Annotated in this window: 17 protein-coding genes and 1 pseudogene; 2 read left to right on the forward strand and 16 right to left on the reverse strand. The window is 53.2% G+C overall.

The genetic code is table 11. The features are described from left to right. On the forward strand, positions 1-1,495 hold a 1,495-nt coding region (gene metE, locus INT22_RS20545; protein ID WP_226912536.1), incomplete at its 5' end, for a 5-methyltetrahydropteroyltriglutamate--homocysteine S-methyltransferase. Between the two features lie 155 nt (positions 1,496-1,650). Here metE and ppk1 read toward each other — a convergent pair. Next, positions 1,651-3,864, reverse strand: coding sequence for a polyphosphate kinase 1 (gene ppk1 / locus INT22_RS08555; protein ID WP_089039802.1), 2,214 nt, complete (start codon positions 3,862-3,864; stop codon positions 1,651-1,653). Positions 3,865-3,989: 125 nt separating this feature from the next. Then, positions 3,990-4,997, reverse strand: a complete 1,008-nt coding sequence (gene hemB, locus INT22_RS08560) for a porphobilinogen synthase (protein WP_193061896.1) — start codon at positions 4,995-4,997, stop codon at positions 3,990-3,992. A gap of 208 nt (positions 4,998-5,205) precedes the next feature. Between hemB and elbB the strand changes: the two genes are divergently transcribed. After that, a complete protein-coding gene (elbB, locus tag INT22_RS08565) occupies positions 5,206-5,865 on the forward strand; it encodes an isoprenoid biosynthesis glyoxalase ElbB (protein ID WP_089039800.1) in 660 nt (219 codons plus the stop codon). A gap of 126 nt (positions 5,866-5,991) precedes the next feature. Here elbB and tatC read toward each other — a convergent pair whose 3' ends face one another. The 14 genes and pseudogenes from tatC to INT22_RS20550 form a co-directional block, all read right to left on the reverse strand. Beyond that, positions 5,992-6,774 (reverse strand): twin-arginine translocase subunit TatC, encoded by a 783-nt coding sequence (gene tatC, locus INT22_RS08570; RefSeq protein ID WP_193061897.1) that lies wholly within the window; start codon positions 6,772-6,774, stop codon positions 5,992-5,994. Further along, on the reverse strand, positions 6,771-6,908 hold the full coding sequence (locus tag INT22_RS22095) for a pentapeptide repeat-containing protein (RefSeq protein WP_442311382.1): 138 nt from the start codon (positions 6,906-6,908) through the stop codon (positions 6,771-6,773). The genes tatC and INT22_RS22095 overlap by 4 nt, the downstream gene beginning before the upstream one ends. 36 nt (positions 6,909-6,944) lie before the next feature. Beyond that, positions 6,945-7,334 (reverse strand): annotated as a pseudogene (gene tatB / locus INT22_RS08575) (Sec-independent protein translocase protein TatB); the annotation flags it as partial. Between the two features lie 3 nt (positions 7,335-7,337). Next, the gene (gene tatA, locus INT22_RS08580; protein ID WP_089039797.1) at positions 7,338-7,622 is read right to left on the reverse strand and encodes a Sec-independent protein translocase subunit TatA; all 285 of its coding nucleotides are present in this window, start codon (positions 7,620-7,622) and stop codon (positions 7,338-7,340) included. A 23-nt stretch (positions 7,623-7,645) separates the two neighbouring features. Next, entirely contained in the window at positions 7,646-8,002 is a 357-nt protein-coding gene (locus tag INT22_RS08585; RefSeq protein ID WP_038486243.1) for a phosphoribosyl-ATP diphosphatase, read from the reverse strand. Positions 8,003-8,098: 96 nt separating this feature from the next. After that, positions 8,099-9,721, reverse strand: coding sequence for a ubiquinone biosynthesis regulatory protein kinase UbiB (gene ubiB / locus INT22_RS08590; protein ID WP_193061899.1), 1,623 nt, complete (start codon positions 9,719-9,721; stop codon positions 8,099-8,101). Next, on the reverse strand, positions 9,721-10,398 hold the full coding sequence (locus INT22_RS08595; protein WP_193061900.1) for a ubiquinone biosynthesis accessory factor UbiJ: 678 nt from the start codon (positions 10,396-10,398) through the stop codon (positions 9,721-9,723). Before INT22_RS08595 ends, ubiB begins: the two co-directional genes overlap by 1 nt. 22 nt (positions 10,399-10,420) lie before the next feature. Then, a complete protein-coding gene (gene ubiE / locus INT22_RS08600; protein WP_193061901.1) occupies positions 10,421-11,176 on the reverse strand; it encodes a bifunctional demethylmenaquinone methyltransferase/2-methoxy-6-polyprenyl-1,4-benzoquinol methylase UbiE in 756 nt (251 codons plus the stop codon). Positions 11,177-11,297: 121 nt separating this feature from the next. Then, positions 11,298-11,699, reverse strand: coding sequence for a gamma-butyrobetaine hydroxylase-like domain-containing protein (locus INT22_RS08605; RefSeq protein WP_193061902.1), 402 nt, complete (start codon positions 11,697-11,699; stop codon positions 11,298-11,300). Between the two features lie 237 nt (positions 11,700-11,936). After that, positions 11,937-13,259 (reverse strand): ATP-dependent protease ATPase subunit HslU, encoded by a 1,323-nt coding sequence (gene hslU, locus INT22_RS08610; RefSeq protein ID WP_172421953.1) that lies wholly within the window; start codon positions 13,257-13,259, stop codon positions 11,937-11,939. A 10-nt stretch (positions 13,260-13,269) separates the two neighbouring features. Continuing rightward, on the reverse strand, positions 13,270-13,803 hold the full coding sequence (gene hslV, locus INT22_RS08615; RefSeq protein ID WP_193061903.1) for an ATP-dependent protease subunit HslV: 534 nt from the start codon (positions 13,801-13,803) through the stop codon (positions 13,270-13,272). Positions 13,804-14,013: 210 nt separating this feature from the next. Next, positions 14,014-14,763 carry an SPOR domain-containing protein gene (locus tag INT22_RS08620; RefSeq protein WP_193061904.1) on the reverse strand — a complete coding sequence of 250 codons (750 nt, stop codon included), beginning with the start codon at positions 14,761-14,763 and terminating at the stop codon, positions 14,014-14,016. Between the two features lie 3 nt (positions 14,764-14,766). Continuing rightward, a complete protein-coding gene (gene argS, locus INT22_RS08625) occupies positions 14,767-16,452 on the reverse strand; it encodes an arginine--tRNA ligase (protein ID WP_193061905.1) in 1,686 nt (561 codons plus the stop codon). A gap of 144 nt (positions 16,453-16,596) precedes the next feature. Further along, positions 16,597-17,364, reverse strand: a 768-nt coding sequence (locus INT22_RS20550; RefSeq protein WP_264298823.1) for a helicase-related protein, incomplete at its 5' end; no start/stop codon positions are given.

A 17,364-nucleotide genomic window follows, 5' to 3' on the forward strand; every position in this document is an offset into this window, starting at 1 on the left:
TGATGCTGTGCGTGCGCCGGGCCAGGTAGAGAGCGTGATTGATCGTTTAAGCCCTCATCAAGTGCTCTCAATTGGCTTAGTCGATGGCCGTAATATCTGGCGTGCTGATTTGGCAGCCCTACGTGAGCGTTTGCTGCCCTTAAAAGTGCGTTTAGGGCAGCGGTTATGGCTGGCGCCCAGCTGCTCGTTGCTGCACGTGCCGGTAGACTTATCCCAAGAAACCGAGCTAGAGAGCGAGCTGGTCGGCTGGTTAGCATTTGCCCGGCAAAAACTGGATGAGGTGGTGACCCTCGCTCGGCTCATTGATAATCGCACAACGCCTGTCGATGAACAGCGGGTGAGCGAAGCAACGTATGCTTTGGATAAGCGTCGGGAATCAACCCGAATTCATCAGCCTGCTGTCAGCTCACGTCTAGCAGCAATAACGGCTCAAGATAGCCAACGCCAATCACCTTATGTTGCCCGCGCAGCAGCACAGCGCAGAGCGCTTGCGTTACCGCTGTTTCCCACCACCACCATTGGTTCTTTTCCGCAAACAGGTGAGATACGCGCTGCTCGTCGGGCATTTAAAGCCGGTGAACTGGGCCAAACGGATTATGAAGCCCGCATGCGAGAAGAAATTGCCTTCGTCGTAGAGCGCCAGCAAGCACTAGGTCTTGATGTGCCTGTCCATGGTGAGGCTGAACGTAATGACATGGTGGAGTACTTTGGTGAGCAGTTAGAAGGCTTTGCCTTTACGCGCTTTGGCTGGGTACAAAGTTATGGCTCTCGTTGTGTGAAACCGCCGATTATTTTTGGTGATGTCACCCGCCCAGAGCCAATGACAGTGAAGTGGAGCGAATATGCCCAATCGCTCACGGATAAGCCCATGAAAGGCATGCTGACAGGGCCTGTGACGATTTTGCAGTGGTCGTTTGTGCGTGATGATCAACCCCGCGCAACCACCTGCCGCCAGATCGCCCTGGCGCTGCGTGACGAAGTATTAGATTTGGAAAAAGCCGGTATTCGGATCATTCAAATTGATGAGCCCGCGCTACGTGAAGGCTTACCGCTGCGTCAGCACGAGTGGCAGTCCTATTTAGATTGGGCGGTAGAAAGCTTCCAGCTAAGCGCTGCTGGCGTTAAGGATAGCACCCAAATTCATACCCATATGTGCTATTCGGAGTTCAACGACATCATTGGTGCCATCGCTGCACTAGACGCGGATGTGATTACTATTGAAACGTCGCGTTCCGATATGGAGTTGCTGGACGCTTTCCAGGATTTTGCATACCCGAACGAAATTGGGCCAGGGGTTTATGATATCCACACGCCCAATATTCCGGATGTTGCGTGGATGGTGGCGCTGATGGAAAAAGCGCTGGAGAAAATCCCTGCCGAGCGGCTGTGGGTGAACCCAGACTGTGGTCTAAAAACCCGTGGTTGGGCAGAAGTAGAGCCTGCATTGGCGAATATGGTGGAAGCGGCCAATCAACTACGTCAGCGTTATGCGTAATTAACGGATCACCCGCTAGACAAGTAAGTAAGGGTGATAAAAGTTAATTCTGAGCATAGGTAGTTCTAAATATAGGTAGTTCTGAACACAGCTATTTGTCATTTAAGCCCCGCTGCAACAGGCAGCGGGGCTTACTGTTTCTCTAGCGGTGATAGCTAGCTTTTAGAGGCGTAGGCATAGAGCAGTGTTTCCTGGGCGCTGATCGGGTCGCCATTGCCAGGGCTCTGCAGTTGATAGCTGCCGTCGCTTTGTAGTAGCCAGCTTTGGCAGTTATCGACCAGATAGGTTTCCAAATCTTTACGTACTCGGGTGGCCAGCTTTTTATCCAATAGCGGGAAACAGGTTTCTACGCGATGGAACATATTGCGTGACATAAAATCAGCGCTTGAACACCACGTTTCTGGCTTGCCGTCATTGTGGAAGTGGAAAACACGGGTATGTTCTAAAAAGCGCCCAATAATCGACCGCACGCGGATATTCTCTGAAACACCCTCGATACCGGGTTTCAAACAGCACATGCCGCGAATGATTAGGTCGCACTCTACGCCTGCTTGCGAGGCGCGATAAAGCGCTTTGATAAGCTTGGGCTCTGTTAACGAATTACACTTAATAATGATATGCCCACGCTTACCTTTAAGCGCCACCTGAGCTTCACGGTCAATCATTTCGACTAAGCGCTCGTGAAGCGTAAAGGGGGCGTGGAGCAGGGTATCGATCTTGCGCGCGCGGCCCATGCCAGAAAGCTGCTGGAACACTTTATGCACGTCCGCGCATAGCGCTGTATTGGCAGTCAGCAAGCTGTAATCGGTATATAGTTTGGCGGTTTTAGAGTGGTAGTTGCCGGTACCTAAATGTGCGTAGTGGCGCAGCTCGCCCTTCTCACGTCGCACGATATGCAGCATTTTGGCGTGGGTTTTATAGGCCATGATGCCGTAAATCACGATGGCACCGGCTTCTTGCAGGCGTGATGCTAACTGAAGATTGTCGGCCTCATCGAAACGCGCCCGCAGCTCGATAACAACGGTAACTTCTTTGCCTTGGCTAGCGGCATCGACCAGAGCACTCACTATCGTTGAGTCTGCGCCTGTACGGTACAGCGTCTGCTTGATTGCCAGTACGTCCGGATCACGTGCAGCCTCGCGCAGTAAATCTTCGATAGGTGAAAAGGACTGGAACGGGTGGTGAAGCAGAATATCGCTTTTGGCAATAGCGCTAAACAGGCTGCCACCTTTTAATGCTTTTGGCACGCTAGGTGAGTAAGGGCGGTAGAGTAGCTCTGGTCGGTCGACATCGCCGAGAACCGCCATCATGCGGGTCAAATTTACCGGCCCTTGAACACGGTATAAATCGCTGCTTTCTAGCTCAAACTGGCGCAGCAAGAAACTGATCAAGTCATCTGGACAATTATCAGCGACTTCAAGGCGAACACCGCTGCCATAGCGACGGGCTAATAGCTCGCCACGTAGCGCTGAGGCCAAGTCTGAGACCTCTTCTGGGTCGACGGTCATATCGGCATTGCGGGTCAGCCGGAACTGATAACAACCGCGCACACGCATGCCGGGGAAGAGTTCCTCTGCATGTGCGTGAATCATCGACGATAAGAAAATATACTCGGAGAAGCCTTCTGCACATAGCGCTTTAGGCAGCGCCATCAAACGAGGCAGTGAGCGGGGTGCTGGCAGTATTGCCATACCGCCAGCCCGGCCAAAGGCGTCCTTTCCCTCTAGCTCAACAATGAAGTTGAGGCTTTTATTAACCAAACGCGGGAACGGGTGGGAAGGATCTAAGCCAATGGGGCTGATGACCGGCATGATCTCGTTATCAAAAAAATCTTTCACCCAGGCTTTTTGCTCGTCGGTCCACTGATCGCGACGACGAAAGCGTAATCCCTGAGCTTCCAGCGCGGGCAGCAGTGTTTCGTTCAATATTTGATATTGGCGGGCAATTTGCTGATGCGCGATATCCGAAATTTCTGCCAACACAGCCTTGGGTAAGCGGCCATCAGCGGCGGTGGTATCGTCGCCTAGTGCCATTTGGTGTTTAAGCCCGGCGACTCTTATCTCAAAAAACTCATCCATGTTGGATGAAAAGATCAGCAGAAACATCAGCCGGTTAAGTAGCGGATGCGCATCGTCCAGGGCTTGTTCAAGCACCCGGATATTGAATTGCAGATGAGAAAGCTCGCGATTGAAGTAGAGCTGCGGATCGTCAAGATCCGCCTCCAAATGAGACTCTTTCGCGTGAACTCCGGTGGGGGTACGATTGATGCGCAATGGCAAAGCTTCTCCCTCGCCACTTACTGTCTCGTTTGCAGCGTTCGTTGACTCGCTAGAAAATACTGGCGTGGAATCTGCTGATTGATCGTCCATGGTTGCCCCCCCGGTGGTGGTTCATACTCATCATAGCGTGATAATTGCTGTTGATAGGAGTATGCCGGGAAAAGATGACAAACTAGTGTCACTGGTTTGTCATCTTTACGGACTGATCTACTAAACTAACGCTGCAATAAGCGTGCTGCTTCTAACGCAAAATAGGTTAAAATTCCATCAGCTCCTGCGCGCTTGAAGCACATCAGTGACTCAAGAATCACCGGTTCGGCCTCAAGCCAGCCGTTATCGAAAGCAGCGCGATGCATGGCGTATTCACCGCTGACTTGGTAGGCAAATGTCGGTACTTGGAGTTCGCTTTTTACACGGCGTACGATATCCAAGTAAGGCATACCGGGTTTCACCATCACCATATCGGCGCCTTCGGCGATATCCATAGCCACTTCATGCAGCGCTTCATCGCTATTGGCAGGATCCATCTGATAGGTGCGTTTATCTGCTTTGCCAAGGTTAGTGGCAGACCCGACTGCATCACGGAAGGGGCCGTAATACTTAGAGGCATACTTAGCGCTATACGCCATAATACGCACATTATGCAGGTGTTCTTGCTCTAACACTTGGCGGATGGCGCCGATGCGGCCATCCATCATATCGGAGGGGGCTACGACATCGGCGCCTGCTTCGGCGTGAGAGAGCGCTTGTTTGAGCAGCGTATCCACTGTGCGGTCATTTTGCACATAGCCGTGCTCATCAAGAATGCCGTCCTGCCCGTGGCTAGTATAGGGGTCAAGGGCGACATCGGTAATAATGCCAAGCTCTGGTAGTGCTTCTTTTAGCGCCCGCACACTACGCTGGACAAGACCATTCGAGTTGTAAGCCTCTTCTGCTAACTCGCTTTTTTGCTCAGCGCCGACAACGGGGAAGAGAGCTAAGGCAGGAATACCCAGCGCGTAGGCCTCACGTGCCTGCTCTATCAGCAGGTCGATGGAAAGACGCTCAACACCGGGCATTGAGGCAATTGCTTCGCGTTGATTTTCGCCTTCCAGTACAAAAACCGGCAAAATCAAATCACTGGGTGTTAGCGTCGACTCCTGCATTAAGCGACGGGAGAAATCGTCGCGACGCATACGGCGAAGTCGGGTAGCAGGGAAGTGACGGGGAGCAGAGGTGTTCAACGGCTTTCTCCAAACAATCGCATAGTCAATCGAATAGTAGGTGCCTTAAAAGGCCTAACGTGAGTATATCAGTCCTGCACTGCAGCGAAAGCAGGCTTGTGGTAGCTGGCTTGTAGTGGCTTTATAGACTGACTAAAGTGAGCCACTCAGCGACGCTAAGTGGCGACGATTTAACAGCGATAATAAGCGCTACGATAAGGAGATAAGCATGACCAAACAGGTAGCAATCGTATTAGCAGGCTGCGGCGTTTTTGATGGTTCTGAAATCTATGAAACAACGCTAACGCTGCTGCGCCTTGATCAGTTGGGGATTGGCTATCGCTGCTTTGCGCCAGATGTCGCTCAGCATCATGTGATTAACCACTTAACCCAAGAGCCTGTTGAGGGTGAGCAGCGCAATGTGTTGCAGGAGTCTGCGCGCCTTGCCCGGGGTGATATTAGCCCGATTACTGAGCTAGATGCTGACGACTTTGATGCGGTCATTGTTCCTGGTGGCTTTGGTGTCGCTAAAAACCTGTCTGATTTTGCCGACAAGGGCGACAGTATGCAGGTACTTGAGAGCGTAAAAGAGGCGCTGGTAGGCTTTAAGGAAGAGGCAAAACCCATTGGCCTGATGTGTATTTCTCCTGTTTTGGTCCCGCGCCTACTTGGCGAAGGGGTGGCCGTGACCATTGGTCATGATCCGAGTGTTTCTGGCGCCATTAGTGCGATGGGTGGCCTGCACCGCAGCTGTGGCGTAGAAGACATTGTGGTGGATCATGAGCACCGGGTGGTAACGACGCCTGCTTATATGCTGGCGACCCGTATCAGTGAGGCCGCAACAGGTATCTTTAAGTTGGTAGACCGCATTGATGAAATGATGGGCTAATATTTTCTAGGTAATCGGCTATGCGTATGAGGGGCAAAAAGCCTCTCGTATGAAGAGTAAAAAGCCTCTGTCATGCTCCCATGGCAGAGGCTTTTTTTGAGCGGTGTATCGCCTTTAATAGTGCTTTTAGGTCTCTTGTTCCTCAGCGTCATCCGCCTTTGCCTTACGGCGTACCAACCGGCCAAACAGTAGGCCCACCTCATAAAGTAGATACATCGGTATCGCTAACAGGCTTTGAGAAATAATGTCGGGAGGGGTAAGCAGCATGCCCACCACAAAGCAGCCTAAAATAATGTAGGGGCGCTTTTTAGAAAGGCTTTCGACCGTGGTCGCACCAGACAGGATCAACAGAAATGTTGCGATGGGGATTTCAAACGCAACACCAAAGGCGAAAAACAGCTTCAGTACAAAGTTCAGATACTGATTAATATCGGTCATTACCGCCACGTTTTCCGGCCCGGTCTGGGTGAAAAACTCAAAGAGCAGCGGAAAAACCACGTAATAAGCGAAGGCCGCCCCAGCGTAAAATAGCGCTATGCTGGAGACCAGAATGGGTATCGCCAGCGCTTTTTCGTTATCGTAAAGCCCAGGTGCTACAAACGCCCATGCTTGGTGCAGTACGAAGGGGATAGCGATAAAGACGGCGACTACCAGGGTTAGTTTGAAGGGCGCCAAGAAGGGCGAGGCTACCTCGGTGGCGATCATCTGTGAGCCTTCTGGCAACAGTGCCATTAATGGCTCAGCCACAAAGCTGTAGATGTCATTAGCAAAGGCATAAAGGCCAAGAAATATGACTAATACAACCACGACCGCTTTCATAAGCCGCGAGCGTAGTTCGATCAGGTGCTCAATAAGAGGCGCTTGGCCTTGGTCTTTACGTGGCTCCTGGGAATCGCCAGACATGCTCATTGGTGATTACTATCCTTTGTAAGATCTGCCTTTGTAAGATCCGCCTTTGTAAGATCCGCTTTTTTAATATCGGCATTTTCCACATCCGCTTGCTTAGCATTATTGCTAGGCTCACTCTTGCCGCTAGGATTCACCGCGCGCAGTTCATCGGTAGCACGTTGATGAGACGTTGAGGAAGAGGCTGCTGGCGTGTCTTCGCGTACTGTTTGCAGGGCATCATCTAGCCGAGCACTCGCGTTGGCAACCCGCTGCTCGGTCTCGTTTTGGGTCGCTTGTGCCGAAGTGCTGGAAGAAGAGGGGGCGTCGGCAATGCTCTCAACATCCTGCTTGGCTTTTTTGAGACTGTCATCGAGCTTTTTCTGCTGCTCGTTGAGCTTTTGACGCAGCTCCTCTGCTTCCAACTGAGCGCTGATTTCGCGCTGCATACCGGATACCGTACGCTTGATTTTGCCAATCCACATGCCTGCAGTGCGAGCGGCTCTAGGCAGGCGCTCTGGGCCAAGCACCAGAAGCCCGACGATACCAATCAGCATCAGTTCAAGAAAGCCGATATCCAGCATGGGTTATTTGCGCTCTTCGTTACGTTCTGTGGGGCGTTCTTCGGCGGCACGCTTCTCTTCTGCTTGAACATCATAGGTGTTACCAGCCTCTTCGTGGCTTACCTTCGCCTGAGGTTGGTCAGCATCCTTTTTGTCGCCGTCTTTCTCTTCTTCGTTAATGGCCTTCTTAAAGCCTTTGACTGCACCGCCTAAGTCGGTGCCCACATTACGCAGTTTCTTAGTGCCGAAAATTAGGATGATAATGCCCAGAACAATCAGCAACTGCCAAATACTGATACCACCTAACATATGCATTTCCTCATCAGTGCAGGTTAACGTTGTGTGCGGGACGCTTTTTCGTCATGACCAGAAATACCAAACCGCCGTGCTAGCTCATCTAAAACGCGCTGATGATCCAGTTCAAGGTGCGACAGCATCACCAAACTATGAAACCACAGGTCAGCGGTTTCAGCGATCACAGCTTGATGCGCCTGTTCGCCGCCGTGCTCGGCATCTTTAGCAGCCAAAATTGTTTCGGTCGCCTCTTCGCCGACTTTTTCGAGTATCTTGTTCAAACCCTTATGATGCAAGGAGGCAACATAAGAATCTTCTGCACAAGCATGTCGACGCTGCTTTAAGACCTCCGCGAGTGCATCTAGCACCTGCGTCGTCTGGGTAGAATCAGTCATAGGCATCCTTTTATCAATCATCACAGCGCTTTCGCCAAAGATCAGTGCTTTCGCCAAGGGCGACACTGAGACGCTTTATCTTACTGCCAGAATGTTTCATTGCCATAGCAGCAGCAACAAACCTACTCCCGCAGCTACTAAGACAGGCCACTCTTGAGCCGATGCCCAGCTGCTCAGCGGCTGCCAAGCCAGGGCAATAGCAAGCAAGATAAGGCCGATACGCAGTCGGTAATGACGCTTATGCTGGCGCGTCAGTTGCTGCTGAACGTCACTAATTGAGGCCACTTGCTGATGACGCTGGCGGTGTTCATGCTCCATTCGACTCAGCGCTTGATGCGCTAGCACGGGTAGCTCAGGCAACTGATGAGAAAGCTCCGGCGCTTGGCGTTTGAGCGATTCCCAAAGGCCGCCGATACCAGCGCGCTGTTTCATCCACTTTTCTAGATATGGTTTCGCAGTGCTCCACAGATCCAGTTCAGGGTAAAGCTGACGACCCAGTCCTTCGATGTTAAGCAGCGTTTTTTGCAACAATACTAACTGTGGCTGTACTTCCATATTAAAGCGTCGTGCTGTTTGAAACAGTCCTAACAGCACCTGCCCAAACGAAATATCTTTTAGCGGCTTTTCAAGAATGGGCTCGCATACGGTACGAATAGCGGCTGCAAACTCGTTAGCGCGCGTGTTTTCGCCCACCCAGCCGGACTCAATATGTAACGCCGCTACTTCGTAATAATCTTGATGGAAAAAGGCCAGCAGGTTGCGCGCTAGGTAGTCTTGATCTTCTCGGGTAAGGCTCCCCACGATGCCGCAGTCGATGGCGATATACTGTGGATCTTCAGGATCATCGCAGTTAACAAAGATATTGCCGGGGTGCATATCGGCATGGAAGAAGTTATCTCGGAAGACCTGGGTGAAGAAGATTTCTACGCCGCGTTCAGCCAGCTTCTTAAGGTTGGTTCCACGCGCCTTGAGGGTGTCTAAATCAGCCACAGGCACGCCGCGAATGCGCTCCTGAACCATGACATGGCGGCGGGTGTATGACCAATAGATTGTCGGTACAAACAGCAGCGGTGAGTCTTTGAAGTTACGTTTAAGTTGCGATGTGTTTGCCGCTTCTTTGTAGAGATCAAGTTCGTCAAATAAGGTGGCTTCGTAATCACGAATCACTTCTACGGGGCGTAAGCGTTTCGCGTCAGGCACTTTACCCAGCAACTTAGCGATTTGATACATCAGCGCCATATCTTGGCGCATAATGCGCTCGATGCCGGGGCGAATAATTTTGACGACGACATCTTCACCGCTATGCAGCGTTGCCGCATGCACCTGGGCAATCGATGCTGACGCTAAAGGCACTCGGTCAAAGGCGGCAAATGCCTCTACAAGCGACATTTCAAGCTCTTTTTCGACCCGTGCAGCGGCTAGTTCGCCGGGGAAGGGCGGCACTTGGTCTTGCAGCCGTTTTAATTCATCGGCGATGTCTTCGGGCAATAGGTCTCGACGGGTCGAGAGCATTTGGCCAAATTTAATAAAAATCGGCCCCAGCGCTTCCAAGGCCAGGCGCAGTCGCTCGCCGCGACTGCGCTGCCCGACAGGAAACAGTTTTAGAGGCGAAAGCGTCATTAAGGCACGTAGCCAGAACGGTAGCCGCTCAACGGGTATCAACGTATCCAAGCGATGGCGAGCCACTATCCAAGAGATCTTCAATAACCGCAGGCTCATCAGTGCGGCTCCTCGAGGTGTGGCTGCTTGTTTGGCGACTGGCTGGCCGTCAACTGTGTCAAACGCTTATGCAGGCGATTGAGCTTGGCTTCCAGGCGGTCGGTGGAGATCTCTAGTTCGGTCAAATGATCGCGGAGCACATCGCGCTGTTGGCGGCCGGGGAGTATGCGGGCTTCTTCAAATACGTATTCAGAAACGTCTTGCAGCAGCTCATCTTTCGCTCTTAGCCCCCAGCGCGCGGCGCGTCGGACACCTTCGGCCAGTGAATGAGCGGGCATATCTCCCAGCCAGCGAGCTAGCTCGCCTTCCCAGTCGATATCCAGATCAAAGAGTAGGTCTCGGGTGGCTTCCAGAAGGTGGATGCGGCCACGCACAGAAAGCTTGCCATCAAACATCAACCGCTCAATGGAGGAGCCACTTAACCACTCAGAGAGTGTTTCAGGAGTGAGTTCGACGATGGCATCGACGTCAGTTTCGTCTAAATCATCGCCACGCAGCAGATCAATACCTGCATGGTGGTAGTGCAGCACCAGCTGAAGGTGAGGCTTTTCAAGCCTTACCAGTAGCCGACTTCCTGCTAACGCGGACAAACGCGCAGGCGCAGCCGGATCACGGGCAAGCAAGGCGTTCAACGTGCGTTCACATCCGGCCAGCAACAGGGTCGGGGTGACTAGCATGCTGACCTCATTGTCGGTGAGTTCATAATTTAATGCCGCGGTGAAGGGCAACGATGCCGCCGGTCAGGTTGGTATATTCAACCCGATCAAGCCCTGCCGTTTCCATCATGCCTTTCAGGGTTTCCTGGTCGGGATGCATGCGAATAGATTCGGCGAGGTAGCGATAACTCTCACCGTCCCCGGCTACTAGTTCGCCCATTTTAGGCAGCAGGCGGAAGGAGTACTCATCGTAGGCTTTCGACAGCAGCGCACTATTTGGCTTTGAAAACTCCAGCACTAGCAACCGTCCGCCGGGCTTTAGCACGCGTGTCATAGAGCGCAGTGCAGCGTCTTTGTCGGTGACGTTACGCAGTCCGAAGGCAATCGTAATGCAGTCAAAACTGTTGTCCGGAAATGGCAGGCACTCGGCGTTGGCTTGTACAAACTCAACGTTACCTCCGACGCCATTATCCATCAGTTTGTCGCGGCCAACGTTGAGCATAGAGGCGTTAATGTCGGCCAATACCACTTTGCCACGCGGGCCAACCAAGCGAGAGAACTTGAGCGTTAAATCGCCAGTGCCGCCAGCAATATCCAGCACGTGGTGCCCAGGACGAACACCTGCGCGCTCAATAGCAAGGCGCTTCCAGATGCGGTGGATGCCCATAGACATCAAGTCATTCATGATGTCATAGCGCGCGGCTACCGAGTGAAAGACATCGGCAACACGAGACGCTTTCTCGTCAACCGCGACTTCCTGGTAACCAAAATGGGTGGTGCGTTTTTCAGAGGGGCTCATGGGGCTCTAGCTCCCGAGTTCGAGGCGGTAATAATCGACCAAAAGGTCGTCGCAATAAATGGTTAGCGACATTGTAGCCTTCTCACCCCCAGCTTGTCTGCGCTTCAACTGAGGTCAAGCGTCACAGCTGTTTGAATTGGATACCAGTTGGTTCGCGGGAGGCGCCAGCCTCTTCTAGGCGTTGTAGGTAGTTTTGCCAATACTCTGTTTGATGCTGAGCTAAGTCGTAAAGATAGTTCCAGCTGTAAAGGCCGCTGTCGTGGCCGTCGTCAAAGTGCAATTTCAGAGCGTAATTACCTGCTTGGGTAATGTTTTGCAGGCCGACATCTTTTTTACCCACTTGCAGTACGGCAGTATCGCCGCCGTGGCCACGCACTTCGGCTGAAGGTGAGTAGACCCGTAAAAATTCGACAGGCAGCCGAAAGTTTTCACCCGTGGCGTAGCCAAGTTCTAGTTCGCGAGCCTGTTTATGGTAGTGAACCCGCGTTGGGGTGGGGGCATTCGTAGAAGTAGGGGCATTCATGGATGACGTCACCTTTAACGATACTGAGCTAAAGCGGATTGACCGACTATTTGCGCTTTAGCAAATGCGTGAAGGCAAGCGCCACGGCTAACGTTTGATCGACAGGGCGTCGATCGAGCACGGGCAACAGGGATGTTGTTCGCGTGCGTAACGTTAGACGCAGCGCAGCCTGAACAGCAGCATTTGCGAGCGTAAAAAGCGGGCAAGCTGCTGCGGGCTATACCGATATAAGCGCGTTTACAAAATATAGCGCGATAGGTCTTCGTCTACTGCTAGCTCACCCAGTTGGGCATTGACGTAATCGGCATCGATGACCAGCGGGCTATCCATGTCGCCGCCTTTGAAGGAGGCTTCTTCAAGCAGTCGTTCCAGCACTGTATGTAAACGGCGAGCACCAATATTCTCGGTGCCTTCGTTTACTTGCCAGGAAATTTCGGCAATACGCTCGATACCGTCTGGAGTGAACTCGATATCCAACCCTTCGGTAGCCAGCAGTGCTTGATACTGCTTAGTGAGCGAGGCGGAGGGCTCGGTGAGAATCCGCTGGAAATCGCCGGGGGTCAGCGCATCCAGCTCAACACGGATCGGCAAGCGTCCTTGTAGCTCTGGAATAAGGTCCGAGGGACGCGATAGGTGGAAGGCACCCGAGGCAATAAACAGGATATGATCGGTTTTGACCATGCCGTATTTGGTTGACACGGTAGAGCCTTCGATTAACGGCAGCAGATCACGCTGAACGCCTTCGCGGGAGACTTCGCCACCGCTAGACTGGCCGCTACCCTTGGCAACTTTGTCGATTTCATCCAAGAAGACAATCCCATGCTGCTCGACGGCTTCGACAGCGCGAGCTTTGATCTCTTCTTCATTGACCAGCTTGCCCGCTTCTTCATCGCGCAGCAGAACCAGTGCTTCTTTGACCGTTACACGGCGCTGTTCGCGCTTTTGCTGGCCCATGTTGGAGAACAGGCTCTGTAGCTGGTTGGTCATCTCCTCCATGCCTGGCGGCGTCATTATGTCGATGCCTTGCCCGTGGGAGGAAACTTCGATATCGATCTCTTTATCATCCAGTTGGCCTTCCCGAAGCTTTTTGCGGAAGGTTTGACGCGTACCACTATCTTCCCGAGGCTTATCTTCCTGACCGCGGGGCGGTGGTAGCAGTGCATCTAGAACGCGATCTTCAGCGGCATCTTCAGCGCGATGGCCGACTTCTTCCTTCGCGTATTCACGCACCATTTTGATGGCGGCTTCCATCAAGTCGCGAATAATCGACTCAACGTCTCGGCCTACATAGCCCACTTCGGTAAATTTAGTCGCCTCGACCTTGATGAAGGGCGCTCTGGCTAGCTTGGCGAGGCGGCGAGCAATTTCAGTTTTACCCACGCCGGTAGGGCCAATCATCAGAATATTCTTTGGAGTCACTTCCGGGCGCAACTCATCGTCTAGTTGCATGCGACGCCAGCGGTTACGCAGGGCAATGGCCACGGCGCGCTTGGCATCTTGTTGACCAATGATGTATTGATCCAGGGCGTGGACGATTTCGCGGGGTGTCATCTGAGTCATAAAAAGGGCCTCAACGGTCGTTGATGTTCAGCTCTTCGAGCGTCACGTGGTGATTGGTAAATACGCAGATGTCGCCGGCGATTTCGAGAGACTTTTCAGTGATTTCACGAGCAGAAAGCTCGGTGTTTTCCAATAGTGCGCGGGCACTTGCTTGGGCAAAGTTGCCGCCAGAGCCAATAGCAATAATGCCGCGTTCAGGCTCAACCACATCACCGTTACCGGTAATAATCAGCGAGGCACTGTGGTCCGCCACGGCCAGTAGCGCTTCCAGGCGGCGCAGCGCTCGATCGGTGCGCCAATCTTTGGCCAACTCAACCGCTGCTTTGGTGAGGTGTCCTTGGTGTTTTTCTAACTGCGCTTCAAAACGCTCAAACAGGGTGAAGGCATCGGCGGTGCCGCCAGCAAAACCAGCGAGTACTTTGCCACGATACAGGCGGCGTACTTTACTCGCGTTGCCTTTCATTACGGTGTTGCCCAGTGATACTTGGCCGTCGCCTGCAAGGGCAACCTGATTACCGCGGCGTACGGATACAATAGTGGTCATGGAGATAACTCCTTGGGGGAGACACATGCTCCCGATGACTGATCGGCCATTTTAAAAGACCGTATAAAAAGCGATTCACAACAAAATGCGGGCGGCTGATAAAAAATCAACCGCCCGCTAAATAAAGCTGTTAGATAAACTGTTTTTTTAACGGGGCTTATGACGATGAAAGCCTGTCTAGCCCTTGGGTTAAAATAGTCTGTGGTTAGACTAGTTCTGCAGTTGGATCAGCAGTGGCTCAATGCCTTGTGTGGCCATTAAGTCTTGGGCGCGGTTAAGCTCACGAGTATCTTCGTAAGGGCCTACTTGAACACGGTGCCAAGTATCGCCATTAGCCTTTACTTCGCTAACTTGGGCCAGCAGGCTTAAGTTGCGCAGACGGCCACGCAACTGCTCGGCATCGCTTAGCTCCCGAAACGACGCGGCCTGTAGCATGTAGCGGTTAGGCGTGTTGCTGGCAGGCGCTTGCTGGGCAGCGGCCACTTGCTCTTCAGGGCGCATATTAGCTGCAATAACCTGAGCAATAGGGTCATCGTTCTGACGCGCACTTGCGTTGCTTGTCGTTGTTTCGTTACTTGCCGTCGTTTGTTCCTGCTGTGCTGCTTCAGGGCGGTTCACGGTTGATGGCAGTGACACGCCTGGAGCAATGACTTCTGTGTCTGGCAGCAGCGTGTAGAACTCAAACGTTGGCATTGATGGCTCGGCGACGGTTTCTGTTTGACGCGCAGCGCTGCGCTCATCGCTGTCAGCAGGCTTAGGCAAGACAGTCGCTTGGGGCGTGTCTTCCTGCTCTTGCCAAGGAGCTGTGCCATGTTGATGCTGCGCTAGGAAGAAGCCTGCCGCTAAACCTGCTATCCCCCAAAGCCAGCCAGGGATTTTGAATCCGCCACCTGAGCTTTTGCTGGCTTTGCGCTGAGAGGTTGCGCCTCGGCGGGCGGGCTTCTCTTTTGGGCTGGCCATCGCTTACATCTCCTCTGGGGCGCTAACCCCCATAAGATCAAGGCCGTTGCGAAGCACCTGCTTGGTTGCTAGTCCAAGAGCTAAGCGTGTGTTGCGCAGGGTATCGTCTTCGACCATGACTTTAACGGCGTTGTAGCAGGTGTGGAAATCACCTGAAAGATCCAATAGATACTGAGCAACCTGCTGAGGCTCGCGATTTTTAGCGGCGTTTTCAACCACTTCTGGGTAGCGTGCCAAGCGATTAAGCACGGCCTTTTCCTGGTCGCTATCGAGCAGTGCGAGGTTAGCTAGAGCGACGCTGTGGTTGAATGGCTGGTCTGCATCTTCGGCTTTGCGCAGCATGCTGGATACCCGCGCATGAGCGTATTGAATGTAATACACCGGGTTATCGTTCGACTGCGAGCGTGCCAAGTCGATGTCAAAAGTAAGCTGCGAGTCCGCCCGGCGTGCGGCCAGGAAGAAGCGGGTAGCATCACGGCCAACTTCATCAATCAGGTCGCGCACGGTGACATAGCTGCCAGCACGTTTGGACAGTTTTACCTCTACGCCTGAGCGGGTCACCATTACCATTTGATGCAGAACGTAGTCGGGCCAGCCTTTGGGGATGCCGACCTCCAGTGCCTGCAAGCCAGCACGAACACGGGTAACCGTGGAGTGGTGGTCAGCGCCTTGCTCATTAATCACGGTTTTAAAGCCGCGTTGCCACTTATTCAGGTGGTAGGCCACATCCGGTAAGAAGTAGGTGTAGCCACCTTCGCGTTTGCGCATCACGCGGTCTTTGTCATCGCCAAAGTCAGTGGTGCGCAGCCACATGGCACCGTCTTCTTCGTACGTATGGCCATTCGCAACGAGCTTCTCAACGGCCGCGTCTACTTTGCCGTCTTGATAAAGCGATGACTCAAGGAAGTAGACGTCAAACTCAACGCCAAACGCTTTCAGGTCTAAATCCTGTTCTCGGCGTAGCCAAGCGACAGCGAAAGCCTGAATGGCATCTAGGTCATTAGCATCTGCTTTAGCGGTGACTTCACGGTCATCGGCTGCCACCGTTTTGCCTGCCATGTAGTCATTGGCCACATCAACGATGTACTCGCCGCGGTAGCCGTCTTCTGGCCAGCTGGGGTCATCTGGCCCAAGGCCCTTGGCGCGAGCTTGAACAGAAAGCGCCAGATTTTTGATCTGGGCGCCGGCATCGTTGTAATAAAATTCGCGCGTCACATCGTAGCCGGTGGCTTCTAACAGGCGGCAAATACAGTCGCCTATTGCTGCGCCACGGCCATGGCCAACATGAAGAGGTCCTGTCGGGTTGGCAGAAACAAACTCCACTTGGACTTTCTCGCCCTTGCCAATCAGGCTGCGGCCAAAGGCATCGCCGCTATCGAGCACCTGAGCAACAATTTGAGCGGCCGCATCTGTGGCAGCAAAAAAATTAATAAAGCCGGGGCCAGCAATCTCGGTTTTTTGAATGGCATCGCTCGCAGGGAGGGCGGCGACCAGTAGGTCGGCTAGCTCGCGCGGCTTCTTTGCTGCGGGCTTCGCCAGCATAAGGGCTAGGTTGGTGGCGTAGTCGCCGTGTGCTTTATCTTTAGTGGGGTCAACTTTAATCGTCGGCTGTAGATCGTCGGGCAGCACGCCTTGGTGCTTAAGCGCGTCAATCGCGCCTTCTAGCAAAGTAACAATTGTGTCTTTCATTTAAATATCCGAATGTCGTCAGTGGCGGCGTGTGCATGCGCTCATGTTAGGCAGCGGCAAAGCGGCCATTATCGGCAATTGGCGCGCAGTTTCAAAGCCGTATTACATTACAGGGCGAGCCAATGGCCCGTGATATCCCTGTCTCTACGCGAGCGTTTGCGGGTCAATGTCGATTGACCAACGGACTTTGCGCGCCTCACGATTGGCCTCTAACCACTGTACCAGCCAGTTAGCGGCGGTATGGCGCTGGCTACGTTTGTCTGCTGCCAGCATGATATGCACATGATAACGGTTTTGTCGGCGCTCCATGGGAGCTGGAACGGGGCCCAAACAGCGCACCGGCAATTTTACAATTGTTAACCATTGGCGGAGCGCTTGAGCAGCCTGCTGGCCCAAAGCGGTGGCAGCTTCTTCATGGGGGCTTTCAATGCGTAGCAATGCCATAAAGCAAAAAGGCGGCAGCATAGCGAGGCGGCGCTCTTCCAAAAGGCTGCGGGCGAGTGCGCCATAACCGTGCTCCGCAAGTTGGCCCAAGTGCGGGTCATCTGGGTGCAGCGTTTGTACCAGTACTCGCCCTGGATGAGCGGCACGCCCAGCGCGACCGGCGACCTGCTCCAGCAACTGCGCGCTGTGTTCCAGCGCGCGAAAATCAGCAGCGTAAAGTCCACCGTCGGCATTAACGACGACGACCAGCGTGACATGGGGCAGGTGATGGCCTTTCGCCAGCATTTGGGTGCCGACGAGCAAGCATGGCTCGCCTCGTTGGATCTCTTTGAGTATCTGCTCAAAACTCTCTTTTTTACGCGTACTGTCGCGGTCAATACGGTGAACGGTGACGTTTGGGAACAATCCCTGCAATGTCTCTTCCGTTCGTTCGGTGCCGCTGCCCAGGGCGCGCAGGTCGCCGCTGCC

The sequence above is a fragment of the Halomonas sp. 3D7M genome (assembly GCF_014897885.1).
Classification (GTDB): Bacteria; Pseudomonadota; Gammaproteobacteria; order Pseudomonadales; family Halomonadaceae; genus Vreelandella.